This window comes from Luteimonas aestuarii (assembly GCF_004357985.1).
GTDB classification, from domain to species: domain Bacteria; phylum Pseudomonadota; class Gammaproteobacteria; order Xanthomonadales; family Xanthomonadaceae; genus Luteimonas; species Luteimonas aestuarii.
Map to the genome: position 1 here is coordinate 1 of NZ_SMTF01000006.1, position 12,964 is coordinate 12,964.

13 protein-coding genes are annotated in these 12,964 nt (G+C 70.4%); 6 read left to right on the forward strand and 7 right to left on the reverse strand.

Annotated features, from left to right (window positions below; translation table 11 throughout):
* From E2F46_RS09325 to cls, 3 genes are all read right to left on the reverse strand, one after another.
* Positions 1-627: pyridoxine 5'-phosphate synthase (locus E2F46_RS09325; RefSeq protein ID WP_133321821.1), on the reverse strand; the 627-nt coding region annotated here is incomplete at its 3' end.
* Positions 628-646: 19 nt separating this feature from the next.
* Entirely contained in the window at positions 647-907 is a 261-nt protein-coding gene (locus E2F46_RS09330; protein ID WP_133321822.1) for a hypothetical protein, read from the reverse strand.
* A gap of 104 nt (positions 908-1,011) precedes the next feature.
* Entirely contained in the window at positions 1,012-2,451 is a 1,440-nt protein-coding gene (cls, locus tag E2F46_RS09335) for a cardiolipin synthase (protein ID WP_133321823.1), read from the reverse strand.
* Positions 2,452-2,811: 360 nt separating this feature from the next.
* Here cls and E2F46_RS09340 point away from each other — a divergent pair, with 360 nt between their 5' ends.
* The 4 genes from E2F46_RS09340 to E2F46_RS09355 all read left to right on the forward strand — a co-directional run bounded on the left by E2F46_RS09340 (position 2,812) and on the right by E2F46_RS09355 (position 6,063).
* Positions 2,812-3,906, forward strand: a complete 1,095-nt coding sequence (locus E2F46_RS09340) for a PA0069 family radical SAM protein (protein ID WP_133321824.1) — start codon at positions 2,812-2,814, stop codon at positions 3,904-3,906.
* Between the two features lie 125 nt (positions 3,907-4,031).
* Complete coding sequence (locus E2F46_RS09345; protein ID WP_165967418.1) at positions 4,032-5,105, forward strand: sensor histidine kinase; 1,074 nt, start codon at positions 4,032-4,034, stop codon at positions 5,103-5,105.
* On the forward strand, positions 5,102-5,542 hold the full coding sequence (locus E2F46_RS09350) for a response regulator (RefSeq protein ID WP_133321826.1): 441 nt from the start codon (positions 5,102-5,104) through the stop codon (positions 5,540-5,542). Before E2F46_RS09345 ends, E2F46_RS09350 begins: the two co-directional genes overlap by 4 nt.
* Entirely contained in the window at positions 5,539-6,063 is a 525-nt protein-coding gene (locus E2F46_RS09355) for an HIT family protein (RefSeq protein WP_133321827.1), read from the forward strand. Before E2F46_RS09350 ends, E2F46_RS09355 begins: the two co-directional genes overlap by 4 nt.
* Positions 6,064-6,202: 139 nt before the next feature.
* Here the strand turns inward: E2F46_RS09355 and E2F46_RS09360 are convergent, their stop codons facing one another.
* From E2F46_RS09360 to E2F46_RS09375, 4 genes are read right to left on the reverse strand one after another with little or no spacing between them, the layout of a single operon-like run.
* Positions 6,203-6,904: a 2OG-Fe(II) oxygenase gene (locus E2F46_RS09360; protein WP_133321828.1), complete on the reverse strand. Its 702-nt coding sequence runs from the start codon at positions 6,902-6,904 to the stop codon at positions 6,203-6,205.
* Positions 6,905-6,924: 20 nt separating this feature from the next.
* A complete protein-coding gene (locus E2F46_RS09365) occupies positions 6,925-9,060 on the reverse strand; it encodes a TonB-dependent receptor family protein (RefSeq protein WP_133321829.1) in 2,136 nt (711 codons plus the stop codon).
* A gap of 47 nt (positions 9,061-9,107) precedes the next feature.
* Complete coding sequence (locus tag E2F46_RS09370; RefSeq protein WP_133321830.1) at positions 9,108-9,752, reverse strand: response regulator transcription factor; 645 nt, start codon at positions 9,750-9,752, stop codon at positions 9,108-9,110.
* Positions 9,749-10,966, reverse strand: coding sequence for a sensor histidine kinase (locus E2F46_RS09375; protein WP_243720372.1), 1,218 nt, complete (start codon positions 10,964-10,966; stop codon positions 9,749-9,751). The genes E2F46_RS09370 and E2F46_RS09375 overlap by 4 nt, the downstream gene beginning before the upstream one ends.
* 45 nt (positions 10,967-11,011) lie before the next feature.
* On the opposite strand from E2F46_RS09375, the gene E2F46_RS09380 reads away from it, so the two are divergent.
* Together E2F46_RS09380 and E2F46_RS09385 are read left to right on the forward strand one after the other, a co-directional pair.
* Positions 11,012-11,440, forward strand: a complete 429-nt coding sequence (locus E2F46_RS09380) for a DUF2141 domain-containing protein (protein ID WP_133321832.1) — start codon at positions 11,012-11,014, stop codon at positions 11,438-11,440.
* Between the two features lie 10 nt (positions 11,441-11,450).
* Complete coding sequence (locus E2F46_RS09385; RefSeq protein ID WP_133321833.1) at positions 11,451-12,953, forward strand: carotenoid oxygenase family protein; 1,503 nt, start codon at positions 11,451-11,453, stop codon at positions 12,951-12,953.
* The last annotated feature ends 11 nt before the right edge of the window (positions 12,954-12,964 follow it).

Consider the following 12,964-nt stretch of genomic DNA (forward strand, 5'->3'; position numbering starts at 1 on the left):
CGCCGACAGGTTGCGCTGCGAGAGGTCGTGGCCGGCGTTGACGCCCAGCCCGGCGCGATGCGCGGCGATGGCCGTCGCGCGACAGGCACGCAAGGCGGCATCCGCGCTGCCGGCGGCATGGGCCTCGGCGAAGGGACCGGTGTACAGCTCGATCCGGTCAGCGCCCGCAGTTGCGGCGGCTGCCGTGTCCGCCCCGGCGTCGGCGAACAGGCTGACGCGGCAGCCCAGCGACTTCAGCGCGGCGACGTGCGGATGCAGCGCGACCAGGTCGCGGGTGAAATCGAAGCCGTGGTCCGAAGTGAGCTGTCCGTCGCTGTCCGGTACCAGGGTGGCCTGCGCCGGGCGCACAGCCTCACACAGTGCGAGGAACCCGGGATAACCGGGGCGTGCGGGGGCGAACGGGTTGCCTTCGAGATTGAACTCGACGCCGTAACCGCGCGCGATGTCGGCCAGCAGCAGTACGTCGTCATGGCGGATGTGCCGGGCATCCGGCCGCGGATGCACCGTGAGGCCATGCGCGCCGGCCTCGAGGCAGGTGCGTGCCGCGCGCGCAACGTCGGGCTCGCCGCCACCGCGCGAATTGCGCAGCACCGCGATCTTGTTGAGGTTGACGCTGAGCCGGGTCATGCCGGCACCTTGCGCCGGATCATGGCCCCGGTGGATCCCCTTGCGCCGCGGCGGCCTGTCGCGCCTGCGCCTGCTCGCGCAGGCGGCGCAGTTCCTGCGGGTCGAGCATCAGCGTGTCGTCACGCGCCTGGTTGCCGATGCGCTGTGCCAACAAGCCCATGACCCAGAAGCCCAGCAGCGCGAGCGCGGCCAACAGGCTGATCGCGGCCAACGCCACCGACGATGTGGTGAACGCGAGCGCAAAGGCAAGGATGGCGAACAGCAGGAACAGCCAAGGCATGGCGAGGCCCCTTGTTGGGAACCGCGCCAGTCTACCCGCTCACGCGCAACACGCGGGCCGTCGGGTCGATGCCATCGGCCGCCGGTCGCCGCATTCGCCACGGCTCACAGCAGGGGCGATGCCAGTCGCGCGAGGGCTTCAGGCACGCGCGCGGTGAGCAACGGCCGGTGCCGGCCCTGGCGCACGCGCGGCGCGCTGGCGAGGTCGGTCTCGATGACGCGATGCAACTGCGCAGCGATGCCCGGATCGTCGAACAGCATCGACACTTCGAAGTTGAGCCGGAAACTGCGGTGGTCGAAGTTGGCGCTTCCGATGATCGCCAGGTGGTCGTCCACCAGTAGCGACTTCGAATGCAGCATCCGCGGGCCGTACTCGTACACCTTCACGCCGGCTACCAGCAGGGGCCCGAAGTACGAGCGTGCGGCCAGCGTGACCAGCCGCGAATCGCTCATGCGCGGCACCAGCAGGCGCACGTCCAGCCCCGCCAGTGCGGCCGAGGTCAGCGCCATCATCGCCGCCTCGCCGGGCACGAAGTAGGGCGTGGTCATCCACACCCGCTGCTTGGCGGCATGGATCGCACTGACATGCGCGCGGTGGATCGCTTCCCAGGACGAATCCGGCCCGGACGCCAGGACCTGCGCGGGCACGTCGCCCTTCGGCGGCAGCGCGGGCATGTCCGCGACCACGCTGGAGATGAATTCGCGGCGGCCGGTGGCATAGGCCCAGTCCTCGACGAACAGCAGCTGCAGCGCGCGCACGGCGCGTCCTTCCAGGCGCAGGTGCAGGTCGCGATAGGCATCCTCGCGCAGCGATTCGTCCTGGATGTCGCAGACGTTCATCCCGCCGGTGTAGGCGATGGCGCCATCGACCACCACGATCTTGCGATGCGTGCGCAGGTTGGTCCACGGCCGCGACCAGATCCGGCCGAAGCGCGGCGGGTGGAACCACGCCAGCTCGCCGCCCGCGGCCAGCAGGGGCGCGAAGAACCGCCTGGCCGCCGCCGAGCCGACCGCGTCCACCAGCAGGCGCACGCGCACGCCCGCGCGGGCGCGTTCGACCAGGGCATCGCGCAGTGCGGCACCGGTCTGGTCCGGCTGCCAGATGTAGTACTCCAGGTGCACGTGCTGTCGCGCGCGGGCGACGTCCTGCAGCAGCGCGGCGTACTTCGCCGCACCGTCCACCAGCAGGCGCACATCGGTGGCGGTGGTCATCGGCAGCCGCGTTGCCGCCTGCACCATCCGCGCGATCTCGGCGGCCTCTTCGTCCATCGGAAGGGTGTCGTCCGGCAGCGTCGAGCGGCTGCGAGAGCGGCGCAGGCGGTGGCGGCGGATCTTCTGCGGCCCGAACACGTGGTAGACCAGGAACCCGACGTAAGGCAGCAGCGCCAGCCCCAGCAGCCAGCTGAGCGTGGCCACGGGCTCCCGCTTCTGCAGCACGATCCAGCCGCCCAGGAGCAGCAGGTAGAGCAGCCAGCCGAGGACGAGCAATGCCGCCCAGAAGTTTCCGGCAAGTGGCTCCAGCCAGGCGAAGACACGATCAGGCATGGGACAGGGGCCAACGGGGCGGGGCTACAGCATAGGGCCGCGGGATGCATTGGGTTCGCATCGCCAAGGCGGCCGCACGCCCCGCGGTTGTGCCAGGAGAACGCCTGGCGCGTGCCGCCTGGCCTCCGAGGAGGAGAAGCGAAATGCCACGCCGCACGGACATCGCCTCCCGGGCGCCGCAGGACGGCCCGGCCTTGCGGGCAACTGCACCATGCGCTCCCCGGGCCGCCGGTGCGTCCCGGTGCCGTGGGACCGAGGCCGTCGAACGCCTTGCCATCGTCCCGCCGCAAACCGACATGGCTGGTCGCCGCAATTGCGACGCCAACGGCGTAGTCTCGCGGCATGTCCCACGGCCGCACCATGTCCACCACCCCGCCCGCCATCGCGCCAATCAAGGGGCGTGGCGCGGCCTCGCAAGTGGTCGGGCGGTTCGAGGTCACCAGCGCGCATGCCGAAGACGATGGTTGGGGATCGCTGCACGCGCGCGCCGAGGAAGATCCGTCGCCGCATCCCGACACCCGCGTCCGGGAGGAGCGCGCCCGCAGCGTGGTCAGCCGCAACGACTCGCCCGACATCTCTTTCAGCCAGTCGGTCAACCCGTATCGCGGCTGCGAGCACGGCTGCGTTTATTGCTTCGCGCGCCCCTCGCACGCCTATCTCAACCTGTCGCCGGGTTTGGACTTCGAGACGCAGCTGTTCGCCAAAACCAATGCCGCCGAACGCCTGCGCGCCGAGTTCGCGCGACCGAAGTATCGCTGCGCCCCGATCGCGCTCGGCATCAACACCGATGCCTACCAGCCGATCGAGCGCCGCTACCGCATCACACGGTCGCTGATCGAGGTGATGGCCGAGTGCCTCCATCCCTTCAGCCTGATCACCAAGAACGCCATGGTGCTGCGCGACCTCGACCTGCTGGCGCCGCTGGCCGCGCAGCGCCTGGTGACGGTGTACTTCTCCGTGACCACGCTGGACAACAGGCTGTCGGCGCGGATGGAGCCGCGCGCGTCGGCACCGCATGCGCGGCTGCGCGCGATGCGCCAGCTGGCGGAGGCGGGCGTACCGGTCGGCGTGATGGTCGCGCCGGTGGTGCCGATGGTCAACGATCGCGAACTGGAAGCCATCCTCGAGGCCGCCCACGATGCCGGCGCGCGCGCCGCGGGCTACGTGCTGCTGCGCCTGCCGCACGAATTGAAGGCGATCTGGCAGGAATGGTTGCAGCTGCACTATCCCGAGCGCGCCGGGCACGTGATGAGCCTGGTGCGGCAGATGCGCGGTGGCAAGGACTACGACAGCGCCTTCGGCAAGCGCATGCGCGGCGAGGGGCCGTTCGCCGACCTGCTGGCGGCTCGGTTCCGCAAGGCGCATCGCCGGCTCGGCTTCGGCCGCCTGCCGCCTCTGGACTGTGATCGCTTCGTGCCGCCGGCGAAGGACGCGTCGCAGGGCCGCCTGTTCTGAGGCCTGACGACCGCGCGGGGCGAGGATGAATGCACGCTGCCCGCGCAGGGATGATGACCGCGCCTGCACGGGTCGATTCCGTACACTCGGGCGCACCCTGCCGCTGGAATCCTGCGGACACCGCGATGCCTGCCCAGACCACCCGCAACGACGCGCTGCTGGCCTACGCCCGCTGCGGCATGGCCATGGTGGCGGCCAGCGGCGAGTGGCTGGCCGTCAATCCGGCGCTGTGCCGGCTGCTCGGTGAGCCGGCGGACGCCTTGGTGGGCGAGGCTGCGCATCGGCGCCTGTTCCCCGACAACGCCGCGCGCATCGATGCGGTGCTGCACGGACTCGCCGGCGGCGTGGCGATGCGGCTCGGGCTGGATGTCGATTTCCGCCACGCCGATGGCACGCAGCTGCGCCTCGAACTCGATGCCGACCTGCTGCCCGACGCGGGCAATGGCAACGAGTTGTTGCTGCAGGTGCACGACGCCACCGCCGCGCATCGTGCGCAGGCGGCGCTGGACGCGGTGAACCACCAGCAGGAACAAGTGGCCTTCGGCATTTCCCACGACCTGCGTGCCGCGCTGCGCGGCATCGAGGGCTTTGCCAGCCAGTTGGCGAAGCAGCCGCTGGATGCGCAAGGTGTCGAGCATCTGGACCGCGTGCGCAGCGCGGTATCGCATGCAGGCGCCCTGGTGGATTCGCTGGTGCAGCTGATGCGTGCCACGACCGCGCCGCATGACGAAGACGTGGTGGACGTCAGCATGCTGGCGGCGTGGACCATCGCCGAGCTGCAGGATGCCGAGCCCGGGCGCGAGGCGGTGTACGACATCCAGCCCGATGTCCTCGTGCGCGGGGACGAGCGCCAGCTGCGGCGCATGCTGCAGCACCTGCTGCACAACGCCTGGAAGTTCTCCGCGACCCGGGAGCGCGTCGAGATCGCATTCAGCGCCGTCGCCGGCGATGCCGGGCGTTGCACCCTGTGCATCCGCGACCACGGCAGCGGATTCGACATGCGCTATGCGGACCGGCTGTTCGTGCCGTTCCGGCGCCTGCATGGCGCGGACGATGGCGGCGGCCCGGGATTGGGGCTGGCGATCGTGCAGGCCATCGTGCAGCGACATGGGGGCCGCGCGTGGGTGGAGTCGGAACCGGGAGCCGGCAGCCGGTTTTACGTAGAATTGCCCGGAGTCGACGCAGGGAGCACCCCATGACCGCCCAGGACATCCTGCTGGTGGAGGACAACCCGGACGATGTGGAACTGACCCGCATCGCCTTCGCCGAAGCCGGCATCGACGGCCGGCTGGCCGTGGTGCGCGATGGCGCCGAGGCGCTGGACTACCTGTTCGCGCGCGGTGCGCACGCCGGGCGCGACCCCGATGCGCTGCCGGCGATCGTGCTGCTCGACCTCAACCTGCCCAAGCTCGATGGCCGCGAAGTGCTGCAGGGCATCCGCTCCGACCCGCGCACGCGCAAGCTGCCGGTGGTGGTGCTGACCACCAGCGACGAGCCGTTCGACGTCGAGGCCAGCTACGCGCTGGGCGTGAACAGCTACATCCGCAAGCCGGTGGATTTCGACCAGTTCGTCGCCGTGGTCAAGCAGATCGGGCTGTACTGGCTGGTGCTGAACCAGCCGCGCGTGGACGCGTGACCGCGGGCGCGATGCTCGAACTTCCGGTGAGGGAGCCTTGCGACCTCTGCGTCGCGGCACGCGACGAACCATGGAAGGTCATCGACGAGGGCGAACACACGCTGACGGTGATCAATCCCTGGCAGTTCGAGGTCGGCCAGTGCTGCGTCATCACGCGGCGGCATGTCGCGACGCTCCTCGAGCTTTCCGACCCGGAGTGTGCGGCCATCCTGGCCGCGGCCAGGCGTGTCGCAGGGGCGCTGGTCGGCGCCTATCGTCCACTCGGAATCCTGACGTTCCAGAACAACGGGGTCTACAGCGGGCAGGAAACGCCGCACTTCCATTTCCACGTCGTGCCGCGGCAGCCGGGCAGCGACTGGGGGATCGGTCCGCCCCAACTCGCGACGTTCGACGGTGCGGGACGCGAGCCGGGCACCGCGCATGATTCCGCCGGAGACATGCAGCGACGCGAGCGTGTGCAGGCGTCCGTGGCGCAACTTGCCGAGACGGTGCGCAAGATTCGTTCGAACCTGCCGGCGTAGCACGCCATCGTCAAGCCGGGGATTCTGCTTCCTGAATCGATGCGAGGGCACGGGTGTCCTGGCGTTCACCGGGGAGACGATGCCTGGACGGCGGGGCCGGAGTCGCGCGGGCATGGGCTGCTGCGCCAACCTGAAACCATCAACCACCGCCGTAGAGCGTTTCCGCGCGCTGGAACAGGATCCAGCTGGTGGCGATGAACTTGTCGCCACCAGCCGGACGGTTGCCGCGATGGGTGTGCGTGAACGCAGTGGGCGCGAGCAGCAGGTCGCCGGTGCGCGGCGCGACCTTGCGCTGCTGGAACAGGAATTCGGTCTCGCCGTCGTCGAAGCCGTCGTTGAGGTACAGCGTCCACAGCAGGTGGCGGTGCAATGGCTCGCAATCGGCGCCGCGCGGGTACAGCTCGCAGTGCCAGTACGGATAGCCCCCTTCGCCCGCCGCATACCACTGCAGGTTGATCGCACCGGGCCGCAGGCAGGTGCGCGCCAGCTGGCCCAGGGCCTTGTCGTCCATCGCCGCGATGTCCTCAGCCGACAGCCGGCGCAGCGTGCCGTCCTCGCCGGGGACCTGCAGCATCAGTGGCGCCACGAGTGCCTGCGGGTACTTGCGCAGGTAAGCCAGCAGGCCGCCGTAGACCGCGACATTCAGTGCCTGCGCCACGTCGGCCCAGTCGCCGCGGCCTTCCAGCGACAGGTCGCGGCTGCGCTTGAGGTCGGGGAACACGCCGCCGCCGATCCGTCCCGGCTGCAGCTGTGCGCTGTCGTGCATCCGCGCCACGATCGTCGCGCAGGTCTCCGCCGGCAGTACGGATGGAAAGACTTCGATGAAATCAACGTTGGACATGGACGCGCGCCGACGGGGACTCAGTGATTGTCGCCAGCCGCCCATTGCCAGCGCAAACCCGCCAGTACGCCGCGGCCCGGGCCGGGCTCGTGGAAGCGGCCGTTGCCTTCGTTGACGATGATCGATCCCACGTGCGTGCGGTCGAGCAGGTTGTCGATGCGAAGGAAGGCGCGCAGCGTGCCGTGCGGGACCGCCCACTGCCGCGATGCCTCGACGTGCGCCAAGGCGTGTCCTGGCGCGCGTTCGCTGCCGCGATCGTTGACGGATACCGAAGCGATCGCCTGCGCCTCCAGTGCCAGTCGCCAGTCCGCGCGCTGCCACTGCAGGCGCGTGAACAGCTGCTGCCGTGGCACGCCCGGGATCGCGGTGCCGGGCGGCAGCCGTTCCACCGGTTCGGTGCAGCCGGCGCCGACGCACAGCGGGAAGCCGTCGCGGAAGCGCGCGTCGATCCAGGTGTAGGCGAGTTGTGCCTGCCACGCTTCGGCGAACGGCAGCGTCGCGCCGATCTCGATGCCCTCGCGCACGCTGCGCCCGACGTTGCGAAAGCTGCTGCGCCCGGCGACGTTGCGCGCCACCGCGATCTCGTCGTCGGTCGTGGCGCGGAACAGCGCGGCCTCCACGCGTACCGCGCCCGCGCGCCACTTCGCGCCCAGCTCCACGTTGCGGCTGGTCGCCGGGCGCAGGTCGAACGCCAGGCCCGCGCCGCCATCGGCGCGATAGCCGAGTTCGTTGAAGGTCGGCGTTTCGAAGCCGCGGCCGGCGGACAGGTACACGCGTGCATCGTCGTGCGGCGAGAACACCACCCCCGCGACCGGCGTGGTCTGCGCGTAGCGGACGCGGCCGCTGTCGTCGGGGTTGCTGTCGGTGATGTAGTCGTCGTCCGCGCGGAAGTCGACGCGGCTGCGGCGCACGCCGGCCTGCACCGCCCAGCGCGGCGCAACCTGCCACCAGGCCTGCGCGTACTGGTCGAGGTTCCGTACGCGGTTGCGCTCGTCGCGTCGCAGCGCACCGCGCACGCCAAGCGCCTCGCCGATGAAGTTCTCGAACCCGCGGCGGTGCTGGCGCATGGCATCGGCATTGCCGCCGATGGCGACCTCGAACGGACGATCCGCCAGCAGCCCCGTCCAGTTCCAGCGCAGGTCGAAGCCGTGGTATCCGCCATCGAGGTCGATCACGCCGCCGGCATTGAGCGGATTGGCCTGCGCGGCCACCGGCAGCGCGAGGAATTGCTCCACCTCGCGCTGCCCGCCGTAGGCCATCGCGCGCAGCACGTGGCCGTCGCCGACCGGTTGCTCGAAGGTCATGCCCAGTTGCCGCTGCGCCACCGACTTGCGGGTATCGAACTGCGTCGCCACCGGGGCGACCTGGCGTGGATCGGCGCGATATTGCGTCCAGGTCAGGCCCAGCGGGTCCTGTGCATCCGGTGCATCCAGCGCATTCGCCACCACCTGCAATCGCCCGCCTCGCGCCGTGTCCAGATGCCACTTGCCATTGAACGTGGTGCGCCGCGCGGCGCTGTGCGCGCGCCAGCCATCGGTCTCGAAGCGCGACAGCGACAGCGCATACCCGGAGGCGCCACCCCCACCGCGCACACCCGCCGACAGCGCGTGGCTGGCGTGGCGGCCACTGCTGGCCTGCACGTGGCCCTGCGTCGGCGCCACGCCATCGGCGGTCCACAGTTGCAGCACGCCGCCGGACGAGTTGCCGTGCAGCGCCGAGAACGGCCCGCGCAAGACTTCGATGCGCTCCGCGCCGGCCAGTGCGAAATGCGAGACCTGCCCCTGGCCGTCCGGCATGGTCGCCGGGATGCCGTCCGCGTACAGGCGCAGCCCACGCACGCCGAAGGTTGCGCGCGCACCGAACCCACGCAGCGACAGCTGCAGGTCCTGCGCATAGTTGCCGCGGTCGCGCGCCACCAGTCCGGGAACCGCATCGAGAAACTCCGAGACGTGCACGCCCGCAGTGGCGGCGTTGCCATCGACTGCGATTCGCGAGACCGACGCAGGCGTATCGAACGCGGCCACGCCGCGCAGCGGGCCCGACGTGACCACCACGCGATCGAGGTCGGCGGCGTCTGCTTGCGCTTGCGCAAAGGCGACGGCGGGCAGCAACGCGGCGGACACCGCCGCGGCGAGGAGAATGGGGGAAGAGCGCATGCGGCCAGCATACCGCCGGGCCGTGACCGGCGCGTGTTCTGCGCTGCTCAGATCACGCGCAAGGTAATGGCCTTCAGCACCGCGCGGGTACGGTCGCGCGTCCCCAGCTTGTCCAGGATCACCGACACGTAGTTCTTCACCGTGCCTTCGGCGAGGAACAGCGTGCGCGCGATCTCCTTGTTGGAGTAGCCGCCGGCCAGCAGCCGCAGGATCGCGATCTCGCGTTCGCTGAAGGTGTCGACCGGTGCGCTGTCGTCGTGGAAGCGGTAGCGCGATCGCACCGGATCCGTACTGACCGGCTGCAGCAGGGTATCGCCGGCGGCCACGCGTTCGATGGCATCGCGCAGGTCCTCCGGCGCGGCATCCTTCAGCAGGAAGCCCTGCGCGCCGGCTTCGGTGGCGCGCAGCAGCAGGTCGCTGTCGTCGAAGGTGGTAAGCAGCAGCACCGGCGTGGCGTCGCCGCGTTCGCGCAGCGCCTGCAGTGCGGCGATGCCGTCCATGCCGGGCATGCGGATGTCGCTGAGCACCACGTCGACGGATTGCGCCGCCAGCTTGCGCAGCAGGCCTTCGCCATCGTCGGCTTCGAACGCCACGTCGATATGTTGCGCCTGCAGCAGCGCGCGCAGGCCCGCGCGCACCAGCGCCTGGTCGTCGGCGAGGGCAACACGGATCGTGGAAGTCGTCGCGGTCATGCCGGCAGGCTCGCATGGATGCTGAGCCCACCGCCGGCGGTGCGTCCCAGGTCGAAGCGCCCGCGTGCGGCCGCCACCCGTTCGCGCATGCCTGACAGTCCATTGCCCTCGCGCAACGGACCGCGCAGCACGCCGTCGTCTTCGATGGCGAGGTCGATGCCGTTGACTGCGCGCGCGATCGTCACCGACACGCGGCTGGCACCTGCGTGCCGCGCGGCATTGGTCAACGCCTCCTGCACCAGCCGCAACACGGTCTCGGCCTGTGCGGGATCGGTGACCTGTACATCGTGGTCGATGCGCAGGTCCAGCTGCAGCTTCGGCAGCGGCGAGGCAAGCGCACGCAAGGCGGTGTCGAGGTCCAGGCCCCGGGTATCGCGGATCGCCTGCACCACGCCGCGGATGTCATCCAGCAGTTCGGTCGAGAGCTGCTGCGCCACGCGCACGTCGTCGCGCGCCTGCAGCGCGGGATCCACCGCCAGCGCGCGCAGGTTGAGCTTGAGCGCCGTGAGCTTGTGGCCCGCCACGTCATGCAGCTCGCGCGCCACGCGCAGGCGCTCGTTGTCGCGCGCGCTGTCGGCCAGCAGTGCGCGGGTCGCCAGCAGGTCGGCATTGACCAGCGAAAGCGCATCGCGCGCCTTCTCGGCGGTGCGTGCGTAGTGTCCGACCAGCAGCGCGAACCCCTGGAAGCCACCGTAGATCATCACCGTGAACAGCGCCCGCGAATGGTGGGTGGCGTCGCGCATCACCAGGTACAGCGCCAGGTCCACCAGCAGCAGCACCACCAGGCAGGTGCGCAGCGGCCAGCCGACGCCGAGCTGCGCCGCCACCACCACCAGCAGCACCGGCATCGTGCCCGAGCGCGGGTCGATCACCACCAGCCCGAGTCCGCAGGCAATCTGGATGGCGAGCAGCGCGGCGGCGGGCCATTTCGGGGCCTCGGGTTCGGGACGGGTCAGCAGGGCGGCGACCAGGAAGGCGCCCATCAGCGCCCACGCCAGCGTCGCGTTGTGGCCCACGTTGTCCGACAGCGCCAGCGCAACCGCCAGCCAGGTGAGCAGCAGCGCGATGTGCATCGGGTTGAACAGCAGGGCCCGGAACGTGTGCATGCCGCCATGCTGCGACTGGTGGCTGGGCGTGGCAATGCCCCGGCGGCAGAAAGTGACTTCCGGCAGGTCGAGGCAATGACCATCGGCCACTCCATGGCGCGGGCGCATTGAGCAGGATGGCGCCATCCAGCCACGTCCACCAGGGAGACCGCCATGATCCGCACCCTCCGCCGCGCCGCGCTCGTCCTCTCGCTGTCCGTACTCGCGACCTCGCCGGCGTACGCCGGCGACCTCGCCATCGACCTGTCCGGCATCCGTGTCGCCGAAGGCCATCTGATGGTCTCGCTGGTCGATTCGGCCGCCGGCTGGGACGACCAGGCGCCGCCGCGACAGGCCACGCGCGTGGCGGCCGTCGAAGGCACGACCCGCGTCGTGTTCGAAAACGTGTCGCCCGGCACCTACGGCGTGATGGTGCTGCACGACGAGAACGACAACGGCAAGCTCGACACCAACATCGTGGGCATGCCGATCGAAGGCTACGGCTTCAGCAACAACCCGCGGGTGATGCGCAAGCCGACCTGGGCCGAGGCGCGCTTCGAGCTGGCGGCCGACGGCGCCACCATCGCCATCGCCCTGCGCTGAGGCTGCTGCCATGGACCGTCGCCGCTTCCTGCGCAACCTGCTGTCCGGCACCGCCGCGCTGGCCGTCGCCCCGTCCCTGCTGCAGCAGGCGCTGGCCGCCGACCCCGCCCGGTTCGCGGCGGGCCTGCGGCGCCATCCGTGGATGGCGGGCTGGCAGCAGGTGTCGGCCGAGGCGCTGGGCCCCGCGGTGGCGCGCATCGAAGGCCGCGTGCCCGATGGCTTCGCCGGCACGCTGTACCGCAACGGGCCGGCGTGGTTCGAGCGAGACGGCTTCCGCTACGAGCACTGGTTCGATGGCGACGGCATGGTGCACGGCTGGCGTTTCGGCGACGGCGTGGTGACCCATCGCGGACGCATGGTGCAGACGCCGAAGTTCATGCGCGAACGCGCCGCAGGCCGCTTCAACACGCTGGCGGCGGGCACCACCATTCCCGACGCCGGGCCGATCCGCAACAACGACGATGCCAATGCCGCCAACACCTCGGTGGTGGCCATCGGTGGGCGCCTGTTCGCGCTGTGCGAAGCGGGCTCGGCGTTCGAGCTCGACCCCGACCAGCTCGACACCCTCGGCCCGGTGGCCTGGCGGCCTGACCTGCAGGCGCTTCCGTTCTCGGCGCATCCGATGCAGGACCGCGACGGCAGCTGGTGGAACTTCGGCGCGATGGCGATGATGGGCGGCGCCGGCTTGCTGGTCTGGCACATCGGCGCCGATGCGGCGCTGCGTGGCGCACACATGGTCCCGATGCGCGAGCCGGGTTACCTGCACGCCTTCGCGATGACCGACCGCCACCTCGTGTTCGTGCTCACGCCTTTCGACCATGTGCAGGCCGGTTCGTTCTTCGAGAGCCTGCGCTTCGCGCCGTCGCGCGGCTGCCAGGTGGTGGTGGTGGACAAGGATGCGCCGGACAACGTCCGCTGGTTCGAAGTCGACTATGCGATGGCCTACCACTTCGGCGATGCCTTCGAACGCGACGGCGAGATCGTGGTCCGCGCGGTGCACCATACCGACCCCGACGAGGCGATCTCGCCGATGCGCGAGGCGATGCAGGGCCATGCCGGAGCGGCAACGCCGGCGCGACTGGCGGAGCTGCGGCTTGGCCTGCGCAGCGGCCGCGCGCGCTGGGAGAAGGTGTTCGACGGCACCCTGGAATTCCCGTTGTTCGACGCACGGACTCCGGGCGACCGCGGCGCGCGGCTGTACATGCCGGTGGCCGAGGGTGAACGCACGGCGCCGTACTTCAATGCGGTCGCGATGGTGGACCTGCAGCGCGACGTGCGCGACGTGCATCGCTACGGCCGCGACATCCTGGCCGAGGAGCACGTGTTCGTGCCGCGACCGGGCAGCCGCGATCCGGACGACGGCTGGCTGGTCGGCACCCTGCTCGACCCGGTGCAGGGCCGCAGCGGCATCGCGGTGCTCGATGCAAAACGCGTGGGCGACGGCCCGCTGGCGCAGGCGTGGTTGCCGTACACGTTCCCGCTGGGCTTCCATGGCCACTTCGCTGCCGCGTAGTGGCGGGGCCT